The sequence below is a fragment of the Paraburkholderia sp. A1RI_3L genome (assembly GCF_048957895.1).
GTDB classification, from domain to species: Bacteria; Pseudomonadota; Gammaproteobacteria; order Burkholderiales; family Burkholderiaceae; genus Paraburkholderia; species Paraburkholderia kururiensis.
In genome coordinates this window covers 67560-83925 of the sequence record NZ_JARCHA010000009.1, presented here as the reverse complement: position 1 = coordinate 83925, position 16366 = coordinate 67560, and the positions used below count along the sequence as shown (strand labels likewise).

Sequence of the window (16366 nt, the reverse complement as noted above, 5' to 3'; positions counted from 1 at the left end):
ATCTCAAACTCGATAAGGATCCCACATCAATGAACGGAAAAAGCAAACAGCGGCGCTTCACTCGTGCGCAATTGACGAGCGTACTCGCCACTGCCGCACTGGGCATTGCGCTTGCCTTGAGCAACGCTCCGAATGCGCAAGCCGCCGGCGAACAATACTTCCCGCTGCAAAGCTATCGCGTAGGACCGTATGCGGCCGGCGGCAGCGGCTTCTTCGGCGGCTTCATCGATTACCTGCAACTCATCAACGCGCGCGACGGCGGCGTGAACGGCGTCAAGCTGACATGGAGCGAGTGCGAGACCGAATATGTGGTCGAAAAGGGCGTGGAATGCTATGAGCGTCTGAAGCACGGCCTGAACGGCGCGCCGGCTGCGGCCACCAATCCGCTTTCAGTCGGCATCGCCTACGCCACGCTGGACCGCTCTACGGCGGATCGTCTGCCGCTCATCACGATCAACCACGGTCGTACGGATTCGACCGACGGCGCCGTGTTTCCGTACGTCTTTCCGCTTCAGTTGAACCCGTATAGCGAGGTATCGGCGATCATCAATTACATCGGACAGCAGTCGGGTGGACTGGCCGCGTTGCAGGGCAAGAAGATCGTCGTGCTCTATCACGGCTCGCCCTATGGCCGCGAGACGATTCCGGTGCTCGACATTCTTGCGAAGAAGTACGGTTTTTCGCTGACGCAGATCGAGGTGCCGCATCCGGGCAACGAACAGGGCTCGCAATGGCTCACGATTCACCGCATCAATCCCGATTGGGTAATTCTGCGCGGCTGGGGCGTGATGAATCCGGTTGCGCTGAAGTCCGCTCAGAAGGTGGGGTACCCGGCCAACCACATCATCGGCAACATCTGGAGCAATTCCGAAGAAGACGTGCGGCCCGCGGGCGATGCGGCAAAAGGCTTTCTTTCCATCACCACGCATCCATCAGGCACCGACTACCCCGTGGTTCAGGCCATCAACCAGTACGTCATTAAGCCCGGCAACGGCAACCTCAAAGACCCTGCGCGATTCGGCACCGTGTACTACAACCTGGGCGTGGTCAACGGCATCCTGAACGTCGAGGCATTGCGCGTAGCGCAGGCTCGCTTCGGCAATAAACCGCTGACAGGCGAACAGGTGCGCTGGGGCTTCGAGCATCTGAAACTCGATGACGCGCGGCTCAAGCAGCTCGGCGCATACGGTCTCGTGCAGCCGCTCAAGCTTTCGTGCGCGGACCACGAAGGCGGCGGTGCGGTGCGCTTTCAGCAATGGGACGGCACGAAGTGGAACGTGGTGAGCGGCTGGGTGCAAGCGGACCGCGCGTTGCTGCGACCCATCATCGAAAAATCGGCGAACGCGTACGCGAAAGAGAAGGGCATCACGCCACGCGATTGCAGCAAGGACGTAGGCGCATGAGCAACGCACCCATCCTCCAGGTCGACGCAATTCGCGTGGCGTACGGCGGGCTCGCGCCCGCTGTAAGCGACGTATCGCTGACCGTTCCGAAAGGGGGTTTCGTTGCCCTGCTGGGCGGCAACGGTGCGGGCAAAACCACGACGCTGAAGGCCGTCTCGAACCTCGTTCGCGCGGAACGCGGCGCACTGGAAGCGGGCCGCATCATCTACCGCGGCGAACCTGTTGCGAACATCGACCCGTGGTCACTCGCTAAGCGTGGACTCGTCCAGGTGCTGGAGGGACGGCGCTGCTTCGCGCATCTCACAGTGGAAGAAAACCTGCGCATCGGCGCGTTCGTGCACAGGCCGACGCGCCGCGCGCTCAGCACCGAAGTGGACCGCGTGTATGCGATTTTTCCCCGACTGAAGGAACGGCGCCATGCGTTGGCCGGCCACACCTCGGGCGGCGAACAGCAGATGGTGGCATTAGGCCGCGCATTGGTTGCGCGGCCCTCGCTGATCTTGCTGGACGAACCATCGATGGGCCTTGCACCCCACGTCGTGGAAGAGATTTTCGAAGTGGTGGCGGCACTGAATCGGGACGAAGGCGTGAGCGTTCTGCTCGCCGAACAGAACGCGGCGGTCGCGCTACGGCACGCACAGTACGGGTACGTGCTGGAAAGTGGGCGAGTTGTGGCGCAAGGACCGGCGGCGCAGCTTGCAAGCTCGGACGTGCTTCGGGATGCTTATCTGGGTGGGGGAAAGCGGGCAGGCGTGGACGCGGCTGTCGGCCTTCAGTGACGACTCACGCAATCTCGTTTCCTTGTATTCAAGGTCTTCTTTCGATTTCGATCAGGCCGCGTGTTCATGATCGAGCATCGCGGTACGCACTCGTATGCCGTGTAATCCCGGAAAAAAGCTGCCATGCGAAAATGAGCCCCGCTGCGTGAGGGGGCCCGACGAGTTTTGCTCGACAACCGAAGTGCCTGAAAAAATGCACTCGCACGGTCATTCCCGCAGCGCGTCTTCAACGATAAGCCGGATGACCGATCATGATGAACCTGATGCATTGGCGGCTGCTGTTGGCCGTGGCTGACGCCCGCTCAATCTCGAAGGCCGCTGCACAGGTCGGCATGACGCAATCCGGCGCGAGCCAGGCCATCAGTCAACTGGAAGACATGCTGGGCGTGAAGGTGCTTCAGCGAGACCGGCGCAGCACCACCGTGACGGCGATCGGCGAGCAGGTGACCGAGCGGGCGCGACGCATGGTCGCCGAATGGGAGTCCATCAAGTCGCTCGTCGATGCGTCACGCGGGCTGCATGGCGGGCGAATCAGACTCGCCACTTTTCCTTCGATCTTTGCGAGCCTGTTGCCAAGCTTTCTGCAATCGTTTGGGCAGCTGTATCCGGGCATTGAGGTCATTTCGCTCGAGGGCACCGACGAGGAAATCGAAACATGGCTTGCAGAGGGGGCCATTGATGTCGGCGTCGTTCTGGATGCCGGTCCCGAACGTGATGCGCTGGTGCTTGGGCGCGATGCATGGGTCGTGGCGGCACCGACCGGCCATCCGCTGGGGCGCCGGTCGAGCAGCATCGCGGTGTCGCTCGAAGAACTCGTAGATCAACCGTACGTGCTCGCCACAGGCGGGTGTCGCCGAAACAGCAAATGGCTGCTGGAAAGTGCGGGATTCGCGTTGTCCGATGTTCGCATCTGCGTGCGCGACTGGTCGACGGCTTTCAAGCTGATTCGCGAAGGCGTGGGGGTGTCGCTCGTTCCCGAGTCGACGTTGCCGGATAAGCGGGAGGGGTTGCGTGTGCTGAATCTGCGTACGCCGATGTACCGCGAGTTCGGCCTTGCGTGTTCCGAAGCCGCCCGCAACGCACCCGCGATCCAGGCGCTGTTCGACCAGTTGCAACGAACCGCCGTGGCGGCCCGCCGGCCCAGGCGCGCCATCTCGACGATGTCATAAGGCGAGCTGATTCCGGCTCGCTCGAATTCTAATTTTGTGGAGCACAGGACAAGGCCATAGGATCGCCTGCAGGGACAGTTCGCCACGCGGCGACGCAAGCCGCGCCGACCATCGCGCCCTGCACCGTCTCGACACGACCAACGATCCATTGCCATGAAACTCTATTTCGCTCCCAACGCGTGTTCGCTTTCGCCGCATATCGTCCTTCGCGAACTCGGTCTGCCGTTCGATCTCGTTCGAGTCAACAACAAAACGAAGCGCACATCCGAAGGCGGGGACTTCCTCGCGGTGAACCCGAACGGCTACGTTGCTGCGCTCTTGCTCGACAACGGGGCCGTGCTCACCGAAGGTCCCGCGATACTCCAGTATCTGGCCGACCTGAAACCTCAATTGGGACTCGTGCCGCCGAACGGAAGCTGGGAGCGCGTGCGGCTTCACGAGACGCTCAACTTCATCACCTCGGAAATTCATGCCGGCTGCAGTCCGCTGTTCAATGCCGAAATTCCGGACGCGGTGAAAGGGCTTTTCAAGCAGAAGCTATGCAAACGCCTGGATACGGTCAGCGCCACGCTCTCGCGGCAAGACTATCTGCTGGGCAACTTTGGTGTGGCGGACGCTTATCTGTACACGGTGCTGTCGTGGCTGCCGAGATTCTCGATCGATATCGATAGCTGGCCGGCGCTCGCGCGCTTCATGGAACGCGTCGGCGCGCGAGAAACGGTCAAGGCCGCACTCGCCGCGGAAGAAGCGGCGCCCGATGCGTAGCCGGCCCCTTCGCGCAGCGGTACCGATCGCAGCCTCCGCTTTCGGGCGACGAGAAGACTGCTCATCCCGCGTCGCTTGAGGCACGGCGTAAGTGAGCGCTCACCGGGGCGCCGTTCGTCTGGCAAGCGGATGGTGCTCGACCCGTCGCCCGATAGCCGCCAACGCGTCCGCTCGACCCCTCAATGACCGTTAGTTGCACGCATGTGCTCGGCAACCGCCTTGTAGTCGTAAGTGGGATAGAACTCGGTGCGATAGCCGCCCCACGCCGTGTTTTCGATGGCGCGATTCACCTCGCGCAAGCGGCTGGCGGGCACACGCAGCGTGACGACCTGGCCCACGCCCATCATCACGTACCACGACACCACCTCGATGCCGGGCGGCGGAAACGTCTTGTAGAACCCCTGCTCGCGCAGTTGTTCGTTGATCTTGGGGAGTGGCTTCGACTCGTCGTGGCGCAGGAAGATGGTGAGCAGGAAGGTGTCGCTGGCGGGCTGCGCGGTGGAAGCGGAACCAGCATTTGCCGCCGTTGATGGCGTGGGCGCCGTCGAGGCCGAATCGGCGCTCCACGCCGCGGACGGCACAACCAGCATGGGTGCCGTCAACGCGGCGGACAGCGTGGAAAGCAGACTGCAACGGACGAGCGCTCGCAACATGAAAGCCTCCGGAAAGACAGGCGACGGCCGTCGCCTGGATCGTTGAAGCGTAGCAAACGCACTTCCCGAAGGTGGATGAAGCGGGCAAACGGAGACGTGTTGCCAGGCGCGGATCAGTGCCACGGCAAATGGTAAACCGAGCGAATCTATACGCCGTTCAAGCGTCGGCTTCGGTCAATGAGACAGCTTTCCCGGCTCGGCTACGCCCTCGCCCGCGCCCGCGCCCGCGCCCGCGCCCGCGCCCGCGAAAAGTTTATGCGCATCAACTTTTGACATTCGAGGTCAGTTCACCTCGACCCACCGCCCCGCTCGCCGCCTGCGCCGCCTGGCACCCGCCCCACCACACGGCAATCGCCACCACCGAAAGCGCGCAAGAAACCCACAGCGATTCCCGCATCCCGTCGATGAAACGCGGTTCAACAGCCAACAGCGTCCCGAACACCGCGACGCCCAGTGCGGCGCCGGCCTGTCGCGCCGAGTTCAGCACGCCGGCGGCAATGCCCGCGCGGCGCGCATCGACGGTGTCGATCAGCGCCGCAGTGGCAGCGGGCGTCACGAAGCCGCCGCCCAGGCCGACCAGCGGCAGCGGCAACGCGACGAGCCAGTAAGGCGCAGTGGTGTCGGGCAGCGCCAGTGCGGCGAATCCCGCGGCCTGCAGCGCCAGCCCCGCGGTCAACGGCCAGCGCGCACCGTAGGCTTTGACGAGTCGCCCCACCGCGACGTTGCCGCCCGTCACCACCACCGTGAGCGGCAGGAACGCGAGCCCGGTCCACAGCGGTGAGTAGCCTCGCGCACGCTGGAAGTACAGGGCCAGCACGAAGACGAGCCCGAACGAGGTGAGCGCCGTCGTCATTGCGGCGAAGGCGGCGCCTGTGAACACGCCGTGGCGGAAAAACGCGAGCGGCAGCATCGGCTGCGCGCGCCGCACTTCGATGGCCATGAAACCGGCCCACGCCACAACACTCGCGCCAATGCCGGCCACCACAGCCGGCGAGCCCCACCCCAGCGCCCCGCCTTCGATCAGCACGGCAATCGACGCACCTAGCGCGACGATCGCCGCAATCTGGCCTGCGACATCGAAATGGCGAGCGGTCTCGCGTCGTTCGTCGCGAGCCACGCGCAGCGTGAGCCAGATGCCAAGCAGGCCGATTGGCACATTCACGGCGAAGATGCCGCGCCAGCCCCACACGTCGATGAGCACGCCGCCCGCGAACGGGCCCGCCGCCAGCGCCGCGCCGCCGCAGCCGGCCCACACGCCGATGGCACGCGCGCGCTCGCCGGCATCGGGATACGCGCGGTTGAGCAGGGTGAGCGAGCACGGCACGAGCAAAGCGGCGCCCACGCCTTGAAGCATGCGCGCCGCAATCAGAACCGTCATGTCGGGGGCGAAGCCGCAGAACGCGGACGCCACGGTGAATACGGCGAGTCCGCCGAGGTAGCTGTTGCGCGCGCCCCAGCGGTCGCCCAGCATGCCGCCCGTCAGCAGCAAGCTCGCGAACGCGAGCGTGTAAGCGTTCACTATCCATTGCAGCGCCGCCATGCCGCCACCGAACGTGGTGCCGATCGATTGAAGCGCCACATTGACGATCGACGTATCGAGAATCACGACGACATAGCTGATGCTCGTCGCTGCGAGCACGCGGCGCGGCGAGGCGCGGCGGCCCTGGGTGGTCAGGAGGCTTTCCATCGTGCGAACGGTCCGAACAGGAACATGCGTCCAGTGTGGTGTCGGCCGGGCCTTCAACGCTTCGATGCGCATCGAAGCATGCACGCACGCTGGCGGCCTATCATGACCTCGCAGTTGACCGGGACAACAAGAGACAGCAAGGGACAGCAACGGAGACAGACATGGAAGTGCAACCGAACATCGCGTCAACCGCGTTCCTGATCGCCGATCCCGCGCGCTCGAAGATGCTGCTCGCACTCGTCGATGGTCGCGCGTTGCCCGCCGGCGAGCTTGCCTACGCCGCGGGCGTCACGGCGCAGACGGCCAGCACGCACCTGGCGCGGTTGCTCGATGGTGGGATGGTCGCGGTGGAAACGGAGGGGCGGCATCGGTATTACCGGCTCAGCGGGCCGCACGTGGCGCTCGTGCTGGAGAATCTCGCGTCCATCGTGCCGCCGTCGGGCGACATCCGGCACAAGCCGCTCAGCCCGCAAGCGCAGCGGCTACGTTTTGCACGCTGCTGCTACGACCACCTCGCGGGGCAAGTGGGCGTGGCGGTAACGCAAGCGCTCGTGAGCCGCGGCGCGCTGGTCGAAACCGAAGACAAGCAGTTCGACGTGACGCCGCACGGGCACCAGTGGTTCGCGGGTATCGGGCTCGACGTTAGCGCCGTGAGGCCGACGCGGCGCGGTCTTGCGCGCCAGTGCCTCGACTGGACCGAGCGGCAGCATCACCTCGCCGGGCCGCTCGGCGTGCAGTTCATGGCAGTGATGTGCGGTCATGGCTGGCTGCGGCGCGAGAAGTCGTCGCGCGCGGTGCAAATCACGCCGTCGGGCTGGGACGCGTTGAAAGAGCATCTCGGCATCGAGGGCCGCCTCGGCACGCTTTCGTGCGAGCCCTGATTCAACGCGGCTTCTTCGCTTCCGAGGGCGCCCCCGGGTCGACCTCCGGCGCCTCTTTTCCCATCCCGGCCGCGCGCGCCAGCAGCACCTCCTGATCGCGCCGGTTTCGCGTCATCGCTGCGGCGCGCTCGAAGGCCGCGCGCGCTTCGTCGCGTCGTCCAAGTCTTGCGAGCAGGTCGCCTTGCACGCCAGGCAGCCACGGGTAGCTCGCAAGCGCGGGATCGTCGGCAAGCTGTTCGACAATTTCGAGCCCCGCTGCAGGACCGAATGCCATGCTCACGGCCACCGCGCGATTGAGTTCGACCACCGGCGACGGCGCGACCTGCGCGAGCGCGTCGTAGAGGGCGACGATCTGCGGCCAGTCGGTTTCCTCCACCGTGCGAGCGCGTACATGGCAGGCCGCGAGCGCGGCCTGCAGCGCGTAGGGTCCGAGCGCGCCGCCCAACGCCTCGGCGCGTTCGAGCGCGGCAAGCCCGCGGCGGATCAGGAGCGCGTCCCAGCGGCTACGGTCCTGATCGGCGAGCAACACGGGCCGGCCTTGCGCATCGACGCGCGCGTGAAGGCGTGACGCCTGAATCTCCATCAGCGCGACGAGGCCATGCACTTCGCTCGTCTCAGGCATGAGTTGCGCGAGGATGCGCCCGAGCCGCAGCGCCTCTTCGCACAACGCGGGCCGCATCCAGTCGTCGCCGGCTGTGGCCGAGTAGCCCTCGTTGAAAACGAGGTAGATCACTTCGAGCACCGACTCCAGACGCAGCGCTCGCGCCTCTGCGTGCGGCACTTCGAACGGCACTTTCGCGGCAGAGAGCGTGCGCTTCGCCCGCACGATGCGCTGCGCGATGGTGGGCTCGGCCACGAGAAACCCGCGGGCAATCTCGTCGGTGGTAAGCCCGCCCAGCAGCCGCAACGTAAGCGCGACGCGTGCATCCGTAGAGAGCACCGGATGACACGCCGTGAACACGAGCCGCAGCAGATCGTCGCCGATGTCGTCTTCGCGCGCGGCATCGAGCGCATCGACGAAATCCGGCACGACGTGCGCTTCGAGCGCATCGAGGTCCGCGCCCAACTCCTCATGCTTGCGCGCGTGCAGCGCGGCAAGCCGCAGCCGGTCGAGCGCGCGGTTCTTCGCGGTGGTCATGAGCCACGCTCCCGGGTTGTCCGGCACACCGGTTTCGGGCCAGCGCTCCAGCGCGGCGACGAGCGCGTCCTGCGCGATCTCTTCCGCGAGTCCCACGTCGCGCACCACACGCGCCACGTGGGCAATCACCTTCGCGGACTCGATGCGCCATACCGCTTCAATCGCCTGATGCGTCGCGCTGGTCGCCGCACCCGTCACGATGCACCTGTGCCCGCGTGGGCCTGCTCGTGCGATTGCCCGGTTGCGCTGTTCTCTGCACGGCTCTCTGCGCTGCTCTTGTCTGCGTCAGCAGCAGCCGGCGGATCGCCCATCATGTGCACGAGTTCCCAGATGTGCCCGTCCACATCCTCGAAGCTGCGCCCGTACATGAAGCCGTAGTCTTGCGGCGCACGGTCCGATCGCCCGCCTGCGGCAAGCGCCTTCTCCACCAGCGAATCCACTTCGGCACGGCTCTCGCACGACAGACAGACGAGCACTTCGGTGCTCGCTCGCGGATCGGCCAAGGGCCGGCTCGTGAACGTCGCCATGAAATCGGTCTGCAGCAGCATCACGAAGATGTTCTCGCCGACGATCATGCTGGCCGCCTGGTCGTTCGTGAATTTCGGATCGAACGTGAAGCCGAGGTGACTGAAGAAGTCCATCGCGCGCTTGAGGTCGCGAACGCCGAGGTTGACGAAGATTTGCTTGTGCATGGTTCGCTCCTTGTTCAGCGCGTCGTGGTCCTGGTGGTTTCGAGTTCGCGAAAACGCTGGATCGCCTCGCTCTGTTCGAAGTCTTCCAACTCGTAAAGCTGGCGCACTTCGATCTCGCCATCCGCGTCTTCGCCGAACGGCGCCGGGAAGCGCCGCGCCCATTCCATCGCTTCCTCGCGCGAACGCACCTGGATCAGCGTGTAGCCGGCAATCAGCTCCTTCGTCTCCACGAACGGGCCGTCGATCACGCTGCGCTTGCCCGCCGAATAGCGGATGCGCCAGCCCTTCGACGTGGGCTGCAGGCCGGACGCATCAAGCAGCACGCCCGCCTTCGCCAGTTCCTCGTGATAAGTCGCCATTGCGGCGAACACGGTGTCGTCGGCGGGCATGATGCCCGCCTCGCTCTGTGCCGTCGCTTTCACCATGATCATGAATCGCATCGCGTTCTCCTTTTGGACTCGTCGATTGAATGAATGGCCGGCGCTTGCCGGTACGTTTTCATTCACACGACGCACGACGCGCAGGCGAATCGACACGAAAGACGGTGACGAAGCGGGTCACCAGGGTAAATACCTGGTCAGGTAAAGCAGGGACCAAGTTCGCGCACTTCCACCGTGGCCCATTGCGCGGCGGGACACTGCTGTGCGATGGCAACTGCTTCGTCGCGGCTCGCGCATTCAATGAGAAAGAAGCCGCCGATCATTTCCTTCGCTTCGGCAAACGGACCATCCACGAGACGCGGACGACCCTCGCGCACCTGCACACGCACGGCGTCGCGGTCCGAGCGCAGCGATTGCGTCATGACGAGCTGACCGCGCTCTTTCAGGTCCGCGGCGAAGTCGAGCATGCGCTGATAGAGCGCTTCGCCCTCGGGCATCGTGCGGTCTTCGCGCTGCCCGCGCGGTTCGGCGATGAGTAGCATGTAGGACGCCATGAAAGCTCCAGTGGAACAACACAAACGGGTCAACGGAAACAGCAGAGAACTTCGATGGACAACGAATGGACGCAACAGAACGATGCGTGCTGAGCATACCGCAACTCGCCGCCGCGCGATGCGTCACCCAGGCCAATAACCGCCCGCCCGACAGCCTGCAGCGCTGAGCCGGCTGTTATAGGCTTGAACCCTTTACGGCGCTTTATCGCGGCACGATCGCGCTCGCCGCGCCGTTTGCCCCTGCCCTCTGCTTTCATCAAGGAGAAACAGCAATGGACTATGTCAGGCTCGGTTCCACCGGACTCGAAGTGTCACGCCTGTGTCTTGGCTGCATGACGTACGGTGTGTCCGAACGCGGCAATCACAGCTGGACGCTCGATGAAGATCGCAGCCGTCCGCTCATCCGCGAGGCCATCGAAGCCGGCATCAATTTTTTCGACACGGCCAACACGTATTCGGACGGCACCTCCGAAGAGATCGTAGGCCGCGCGCTGCGCGACTTCACGAAGCGCGACGACATCGTGATCGCGACCAAGGTCTATAACCGCATGCGTCCGGGGCCTAACGGCGCGGGGCTCTCGCGCAAAGCGATCTTCAACGAGATCGACAACAGCCTGCGCCGCCTCGGCACCGACTACGTCGATCTCTATCAGATCCACCGCTGGGACTATCACACGCCTATCGAAGAGACGCTCGAAGCGCTGCACGACGTGGTGAAGGCGGGCAAGGCGCGGTATATCGGCGCGTCGTCCATGCATGCGTGGCAGTTCAGCAAGGCGCTCTACACATCGCGGCTCAACGGATGGACGTCGTTCGTGAGCATGCAGGACCACCTCAACCTGCTGTATCGCGAAGAAGAGCGCGAGATGCTGCCGCTGTGCGCGGACCAGAAGATCGCCGTGCTGCCCTGGAGCCCGCTTGCGCGCGGCCGCCTCACGCGTGACTGGAACGAGACCACGGAGCGCCAGGAATCCGACGCCGTAGGGCACAAACTCTACGACGCCACCGCCAACGCGGACCGTGCAGTCGTGGAAGCCGTGGCGCAGATTGCAAATGCGCACGGCGTGTCGCGTGCGCAGGTAGCGCTCGCGTGGGTCGCGCAGAAGCATCCTGTGACCGCGCCGATTGTGGGCGTATCGAAGCCGCACCATTTGACCGACGCCATTGCGGCGCTCTCGCTCGCGCTCACTGAGGACGAAATCGCGAAGCTCGAAGCGCCTTATGTGCCGCATCACGTGGCGGGGTACGTTTAAACACGCGGGACGCAGCGGTATTCGAGCGGCATAACCCCTGCGTCAAATCGTCTGTCGTTTGCGATGGATCAGAAATCGCCGCGGCGAGCGGCGTAACGTCGAGGCAGGTCACCTTTATCGCCAGGGAGCGAACCGATGCCTGCCTCCACATTCTTCATTCCGTCCGTCAACATGATCGGCGCCGGCTGTCTGGAAGACGCCGCGAAGTCGATGAAAGAGTACGGCCTGCACAAGGCCCTGATCGTCACCGACAAGGTGCTCAACGAAATCGGCGTGGTCGCCGGCGTGCAGAAGCTGCTCGAAGCGCAGCAGATTCAGAGCTGCGTCTACGACGGCACGCGTCCGAACCCGAACACACGCAACGTGGCCGACGGCCTCGCGCTCTTGCGCGAACACGGTTGCGACTGCGTGATCTCGCTGGGCGGCGGCTCGCCGCACGACTGCGCCAAAGGCATTGCGCTCGTGGCGGCCAACGGCGGCGAGATCAAGGACTACGAAGGCGTAGACCGCTCCGCGCGTCCGCAATTGCCCATGGTCGCGATCAACACCACAGCCGGCACGGCTTCGGAAATGACGCGCTTTTGCATCATTACCGACGAAGTGCGCCACATCAAAATGGCGATCGTCGACAAGCACGTCACGCCGGTGCTCTCGGTCAACGATCCTCAGTTGATGACGGGCATGCCGAAGAGCCTGACCGCAGCCACCGGCATGGACGCACTCACGCATGCCGTGGAGGCCTACGTTTCCACGGCAGCGAATCCGATCACGGATGCCTGCGCACTGAAGGCCATCACGATGATTTCCGGGTCGCTGCGCGCGGCCGTGGCGGACGGCAACAACCTGGCCGTGCGCGAAAACATGGCTTACGCGCAGTTCCTTGCGGGCATGGCGTTCAACAATGCGTCGCTGGGTTACGTGCATGCCATGGCTCACCAGTTGGGTGGCTTCTACGATTTGCCGCACGGCGTCTGCAACGCAGTGCTGCTGCCGCACGTGCAGGCGTTCAACGCGCGTGTGGCGGCAGAGCGACTGCGTGACGTGGCCGCGGCAATGGGCGTCAACGTGGTGGGCCTCTCGAATTACGAAGGCTCGCAGGCCTGCATTCAGGCCATCAGCAAGCTGGCCCGCGACGTCGGCATTCCGGCTGGACTGCGCGACCTCAAGGTGAAGGAAGAAGACTTCGATACGCTCGCCACCAATGCATTGAAAGACGCGTGCGGGCTCACGAATCCCTTGAAGGCAAGCCACGAAGATATCGTGGGCATCTTCAAGGCTGCGATGTAAGCCGCTTTGAAAGCAGGTCGCAAAGCGGCCTGTCACGACACACGAAGGGCGGACTCTCCGCCCTTCGTGCTTTTTGCGCGGCGCGCTTAGCGCACTCAGTATCTCGTTCCCGCCACGTTTCAACCTGCACTGCTAGACTTGCACGGGCCTTCAGCAAGGAGCAGCCATGCAAGTCACCGTTCTCGGGGCAGGCATTACCGGCCTCACCAGCGCCTGGGCACTCTCGAAAGCCGGCCACAGCGTCACGCTCGTCGAGCAGGGATCGATTCCGAACAAGCTTGGCGCATCCGGCGATCAGCACCGCATGATCCGTCGCGCGTACGGCAGCGCCGACGGCTACGCGCGCAACATCAACGAAGCATTCGAAGCGTGGGATGCGCTCTGGAACGACCTGGGTGTCTCGCACTATGCCAGGCGCGGCGTGCTGGGCATTTCGCAGCACGTGGGCGACGACGCCGAGTTGTTCCGCGCAGGACTCGACCGCGTCGGCTTTCGCTATGAAGCGTTGAGCGCACACGAGGCCGCGAGTCTTTATCCGTTTCTCGATGCCTCCACGTTTCGTCACGCATGGCTCGACCGCGAAGGCGGCGCGCTGCTGTGCGAAGGCATCGCGCGCGATCTCTCTGCGTGGCTTACGAAGCGCGGTGTGGAAATTCGCACGCAGACGCGTGCGCTTTCCGTCGATCCGGCCAGTGCTTCCGTCCAGCTCGACGACGGCAGCACGCTCAAGGCAGACCGCCTCGTCGTGGCCGCTGGCGGATGGGTCACGCGGCTCTTCCCCTCGCTTGTCCGCACGTTGACGACGTGGCGCAACGTCGTGGTCTACGTGCAGCCGCCCGCCGACCTGGAGCCCGCATGGCGCGAGGCGCCGGCCATTGTGGACATTGGCGGCGCCTCGAGCGGCTACGTGCTGCCGCCGGTGGGCACGCTGGGACTCAAATTCGGCGCGAGTTCGCACAAGACCGTGAATCCCGATGCGGACACGAACCGCGAGCCGTTGCCTGACGAAGGCCAGGCGGTGCGCAGCCTTTTTTCACCGCCGCTTGCGCGCATCGACGAATACGCGATCACGAACGTGCGCACCTGCGTCTACACGTTCACCGCGGACACGCGCTTCTTCGCGGAGCAGATTGGCCGCGCGCTCGTGGTATCCGCGTGCTCGGGCCACGCGTACAAATTCGGCGCGGCCATTGGAAAGCGCGTGGCCCGTGCAGTAGGCAGCGGCGACACCGCTTCGCTGCTGCGCTGGCTACGCGCCGAATAGCGCGTCTCGCAGACGGGGCGCGGCGTCGCGCCTCGAGCTCACATCAAACGGCGAATGATGTCGGCGAGTCGGGCAACGAGCGCATCCGCGCGCTGCGGCGCGATCTCCGCGTAGCCGAGCAAAAAGCCGTTGTAGCGGGCGGCATCCTCCGCGCGAAGGCAAAAGATGCTGAGCGGCGAAACAAGCAGCCCCTGCTCGCGTGCGGCGTCGCTCACGGCAACGTCGTTCACGGGCGCATCCAGTCGCACGCTCAGATGCATGCCGCCCGCATCCGCGGACACCGTCACGAGCCCGGCCATATGCCGGCCCATCGCCTCGACCAGCGCCGCGCGCCGTTGCTGATAGACGCGCCGCATGCGCCGCAAATGCCGCGCATACCGGCCGCTTTCGATGAAATCCGCCAGCGCGAGCTGATCCGCCACGCGCCCTTGGCGCGCGAGCGAGCCAAGGGCCACGGCCGTGTCCACGGCAAGCCATGGCGGCACCACCATGAAGGCGATGCGCAGCGCGGGAAACATGGTCTTGCTGAACGTGCCCAGATAGACCACGGGCGCGTCGGCCACCAGGCCTTGAATAGACGGCAACGGCGGACCGCTGTGGCGTAATTCGCTGTCGTAGTCGTCCTCGATGATCCAGGCGCTGTTTGCACGCGCTTGCTCGATGAGCGCGCTGCGCCGTTCAAGGCTCAACACGCTACCCAGCGGATATTGATGCGACGGCGTCAAATAGACGAGACGCGGCGGCGTGCGCTGCCAGTCGTCGGGCGTGCTGGCCATGCCGGCTGCGTCCACGGGTATGGGCACGAGTTCGAGCCCAGCCGAGAGAAACGCGACGCGCGCGCCGTTGTAGCCGGGGTTCTCGATCCATACGCTGTCGCCCACATCGGCCAGCATGCGGGCACAGAGATCGAGACTGGTCTGCGTGCCGTCTGTCACGAACACCTGTTCGGCCGTGCAGCGCACGCCCCGCGAAACGCGCACGTACTGCGCAATGGCACGGCGCAGCGCCGGGTGGCCGGCGCTATCGCCGTAGCCCAGATCGCGTGCGTCGGTGTAGCGCCACGCGCGCTCCAGCGCGACGCGCCATTGCGCGAGCGGAAATTCGTCGAGCGCCGGTACGCCGAGCCGAAAGCCGCTGCTCGCCCCACGGGCGCTACGTCTTGGCGGCAAGGCCAGCACGCGTCGCGATAGCCCCGCGCCCTTTGCGTCGTTACGGTCGGCCGGCAGCACAGGGTTGGCTGCGCCCACGCGATTCACCCACGAGCCATGACGACTCGCCGTAATGAAACCCTCTTCGTTGAGCCGCTCGTAGGCGTACAGCACCGAGTTGCGCGCAATGCCGAGCTGCTCCGCGAGTGCGCGCGTGGACACGAGCTGCGTGCCGCGCCCGATGTCGCCGTCCAGAATCGCCTTGCGCAGGCTTTCATACAGCAGGTCTTGCTGCGTGAGCTTGCGGCCCGCCTGCCGCGCGAAGTTCGACATCAACAAAGCGTAGTCCACGCCTGTGGCTCCAGATTTTTCCGTCCATGTGGGACTAACAATGGTGCCACGATTTTCTTAAGCTGAGTCAGGTCGATGGCGCTTCTTCTTTTTTCGCTGCGACGCGTTCAACCCGGCGAGGCACAGTGCATGGCAACTCATCGCGAGACATACGCCCAGAGCGCTGGGCGCACACGGAAGCCCACCCCTTTGCGGCGCGGCGAGCGGCAGACGCGCCCGCGTGGCCTCGCGTTGCTCACGGTGAGCGCCGCTATCGCCGCGACAGCAGCGACGGGCTACTACGCTGTGAAGCCTGTCGAAACGGCGCAAGTGAACTTCGCGGCCTGCGTGAGCGCCGTCGAACACGAGCAACAGCAGGCTGACACAACCGTTCGAGAGAAAGAAAGGACGACAGACAACGCGAGCAGCGAACAAAGACTCGCCGCCCTCGCGCAATGCACGGCCGCGCAGTGACACCCGACCCACACACAACGAACCCTTCCAGGAGAGATGATCTTGACTGAAGCCCTCACCGTCCGCCCCGTCGTCCCGCAAGACTTCGAAGCGTGGTTGCCGCTCTGGGACGGCTACAACCGCTTTTACGGACGCCACGGCAAGACCGCGCTTTCCAGCGAAATTACGCGCGCAACGTGGCTGCGCTTCTTCGATGGCTACGAGCCCATGCATGCATTCGTGGCGGAGCGCGACGGCCGCCTGCTCGGCCTCGTCCATTACCTCTTCCACCGCAGCACGACGATGCTGGGTCCGGTCTGTTACTTGCAGGATCTGTTCACGCTGGAAAGCGAGCGCGGCAAGGGCGTAGGCCGCGCGCTGATTCTCGCGGTGTACGACGCCGCGAAAGCAGGCGGCTCAGCACGCGTGTACTGGCACACGCACGAAACGAACCACACGGCCATGCGCCTCTACGACAGCGTCGCCGAGAAGCCCGGCTTCGTGATGTACCGCAAAGACCTCTAACGCGA

Annotated in this window: 15 protein-coding genes and 1 pseudogene; 9 read left to right on the top strand and 7 right to left on the bottom strand. The window is 64.6% G+C overall.

The window, feature by feature from the left end:
* Positions 1 to 29 precede the first annotated feature (29 nt).
* From PXJ20_RS22655 to gstA, 4 genes are all read left to right on the top strand, one after another.
* On the top strand, positions 30 to 1403 hold the full coding sequence (locus PXJ20_RS22655) for an ABC transporter substrate-binding protein (protein WP_199540587.1): 1374 nt from the start codon (positions 30 to 32) through the stop codon (positions 1401 to 1403).
* Complete coding sequence (locus PXJ20_RS22650; protein ID WP_421031612.1) at positions 1400 to 2182, top strand: ABC transporter ATP-binding protein; 783 nt, start codon at positions 1400 to 1402, stop codon at positions 2180 to 2182. Before PXJ20_RS22655 ends, PXJ20_RS22650 begins: the two co-directional genes overlap by 4 nt.
* Before the next feature lie 251 nt (positions 2183 to 2433).
* A complete protein-coding gene (locus PXJ20_RS22645; protein WP_126875473.1) occupies positions 2434 to 3351 on the top strand; it encodes a LysR family transcriptional regulator in 918 nt (305 codons plus the stop codon).
* 153 nt (positions 3352 to 3504) lie between these two features.
* A complete protein-coding gene (gene gstA, locus PXJ20_RS22640) occupies positions 3505 to 4116 on the top strand; it encodes a glutathione transferase GstA (protein ID WP_421031611.1) in 612 nt (203 codons plus the stop codon).
* Between the two features lie 179 nt (positions 4117 to 4295).
* Here the strand turns inward: gstA and PXJ20_RS22635 are convergent, their stop codons facing one another.
* A complete protein-coding gene (locus PXJ20_RS22635; RefSeq protein WP_421031610.1) occupies positions 4296 to 4769 on the bottom strand; it encodes a hypothetical protein in 474 nt (157 codons plus the stop codon).
* A gap of 262 nt (positions 4770 to 5031) precedes the next feature.
* Complete coding sequence (locus tag PXJ20_RS22630; protein WP_421031609.1) at positions 5032 to 6456, bottom strand: MFS transporter; 1425 nt, start codon at positions 6454 to 6456, stop codon at positions 5032 to 5034.
* Between the two features lie 161 nt (positions 6457 to 6617).
* Between PXJ20_RS22630 and PXJ20_RS22625 the strand changes: the two genes are divergently transcribed.
* Positions 6618 to 7337 (top strand): ArsR/SmtB family transcription factor, encoded by a 720-nt coding sequence (locus tag PXJ20_RS22625; RefSeq protein ID WP_421031608.1) that lies wholly within the window; start codon positions 6618 to 6620, stop codon positions 7335 to 7337.
* Position 7338: 1 nt separating this feature from the next.
* Here the strand turns inward: PXJ20_RS22625 and PXJ20_RS22620 are convergent, their stop codons facing one another.
* The 4 genes and pseudogenes from PXJ20_RS22620 to PXJ20_RS22605 form a co-directional block, all read right to left on the bottom strand.
* The gene (locus tag PXJ20_RS22620) at positions 7339 to 8673 is read right to left on the bottom strand and encodes an RNA polymerase sigma factor (protein WP_421031607.1); all 1335 of its coding nucleotides are present in this window, start codon (positions 8671 to 8673) and stop codon (positions 7339 to 7341) included.
* A gap of 89 nt (positions 8674 to 8762) precedes the next feature.
* Positions 8763 to 9167: pseudogene (locus PXJ20_RS22615) on the bottom strand (VOC family protein); the annotation flags it as partial.
* A 14-nt stretch (positions 9168 to 9181) separates the two neighbouring features.
* Positions 9182 to 9607, bottom strand: coding sequence for a YciI family protein (locus tag PXJ20_RS22610; protein WP_017774074.1), 426 nt, complete (start codon positions 9605 to 9607; stop codon positions 9182 to 9184).
* Positions 9608 to 9744: 137 nt separating this feature from the next.
* Positions 9745 to 10101 carry a YciI family protein gene (locus PXJ20_RS22605; protein WP_017774075.1) on the bottom strand — a complete coding sequence of 119 codons (357 nt, stop codon included), beginning with the start codon at positions 10099 to 10101 and terminating at the stop codon, positions 9745 to 9747.
* 272 nt (positions 10102 to 10373) lie between these two features.
* Here PXJ20_RS22605 and PXJ20_RS22600 point away from each other — a divergent pair, with 272 nt between their 5' ends.
* From PXJ20_RS22600 to PXJ20_RS22590, 3 genes are all read left to right on the top strand, one after another.
* Complete coding sequence (locus PXJ20_RS22600; RefSeq protein WP_421031606.1) at positions 10374 to 11354, top strand: aldo/keto reductase; 981 nt, start codon at positions 10374 to 10376, stop codon at positions 11352 to 11354.
* Positions 11355 to 11489: 135 nt separating this feature from the next.
* Positions 11490 to 12641: an L-threonine dehydrogenase gene (gene yiaY, locus PXJ20_RS22595; RefSeq protein ID WP_421031605.1), complete on the top strand. Its 1152-nt coding sequence runs from the start codon at positions 11490 to 11492 to the stop codon at positions 12639 to 12641.
* A gap of 166 nt (positions 12642 to 12807) precedes the next feature.
* Positions 12808 to 13905: an NAD(P)/FAD-dependent oxidoreductase gene (locus PXJ20_RS22590; RefSeq protein WP_413215708.1), complete on the top strand. Its 1098-nt coding sequence runs from the start codon at positions 12808 to 12810 to the stop codon at positions 13903 to 13905.
* Between the two features lie 38 nt (positions 13906 to 13943).
* Here PXJ20_RS22590 and PXJ20_RS22585 read toward each other — a convergent pair whose 3' ends face one another.
* Positions 13944 to 15404: a PLP-dependent aminotransferase family protein gene (locus PXJ20_RS22585; RefSeq protein ID WP_421031604.1), complete on the bottom strand. Its 1461-nt coding sequence runs from the start codon at positions 15402 to 15404 to the stop codon at positions 13944 to 13946.
* A 489-nt stretch (positions 15405 to 15893) separates the two neighbouring features.
* Between PXJ20_RS22585 and PXJ20_RS22580 the strand changes: the two genes are divergently transcribed.
* Positions 15894 to 16361, top strand: coding sequence for a GNAT family N-acetyltransferase (locus PXJ20_RS22580; RefSeq protein ID WP_017774081.1), 468 nt, complete (start codon positions 15894 to 15896; stop codon positions 16359 to 16361).
* Positions 16362 to 16366 lie beyond the last annotated feature (5 nt).

What these genes read in the sequence shown, in the direction of transcription:
- PXJ20_RS22655 (WP_199540587.1), top strand. Translation starts at nt 30, where the DNA reads ATGAACGGAAAAAGCAAACAGCGGCGCTTCACTCGTGCGCAATTGACG.
- PXJ20_RS22650 (WP_421031612.1), top strand. Translation starts at nt 1,400, where the DNA reads ATGAGCAACGCACCCATCCTCCAGGTCGACGCAATTCGCGTGGCGTAC.
- PXJ20_RS22645 (WP_126875473.1), top strand. Translation starts at nt 2,434, where the DNA reads ATGATGAACCTGATGCATTGGCGGCTGCTGTTGGCCGTGGCTGACGCC.
- gstA (WP_421031611.1), top strand. Translation starts at nt 3,505, where the DNA reads ATGAAACTCTATTTCGCTCCCAACGCGTGTTCGCTTTCGCCGCATATC.
- PXJ20_RS22635 (WP_421031610.1), bottom strand. Translation starts at nt 4,769, where the DNA reads ATGTTGCGAGCGCTCGTCCGTTGCAGTCTGCTTTCCACGCTGTCCGCC.
- PXJ20_RS22630 (WP_421031609.1), bottom strand. Translation starts at nt 6,456, where the DNA reads ATGGAAAGCCTCCTGACCACCCAGGGCCGCCGCGCCTCGCCGCGCCGC.
- PXJ20_RS22625 (WP_421031608.1), top strand. Translation starts at nt 6,618, where the DNA reads ATGGAAGTGCAACCGAACATCGCGTCAACCGCGTTCCTGATCGCCGAT.
- PXJ20_RS22610 (WP_017774074.1), bottom strand. Translation starts at nt 9,607, where the DNA reads ATGCGATTCATGATCATGGTGAAAGCGACGGCACAGAGCGAGGCGGGC.
- PXJ20_RS22605 (WP_017774075.1), bottom strand. Translation starts at nt 10,101, where the DNA reads ATGGCGTCCTACATGCTACTCATCGCCGAACCGCGCGGGCAGCGCGAA.
- PXJ20_RS22600 (WP_421031606.1), top strand. Translation starts at nt 10,374, where the DNA reads ATGGACTATGTCAGGCTCGGTTCCACCGGACTCGAAGTGTCACGCCTG.
- yiaY (WP_421031605.1), top strand. Translation starts at nt 11,490, where the DNA reads ATGCCTGCCTCCACATTCTTCATTCCGTCCGTCAACATGATCGGCGCC.
- PXJ20_RS22590 (WP_413215708.1), top strand. Translation starts at nt 12,808, where the DNA reads ATGCAAGTCACCGTTCTCGGGGCAGGCATTACCGGCCTCACCAGCGCC.
- PXJ20_RS22580 (WP_017774081.1), top strand. Translation starts at nt 15,894, where the DNA reads ATGATCTTGACTGAAGCCCTCACCGTCCGCCCCGTCGTCCCGCAAGAC.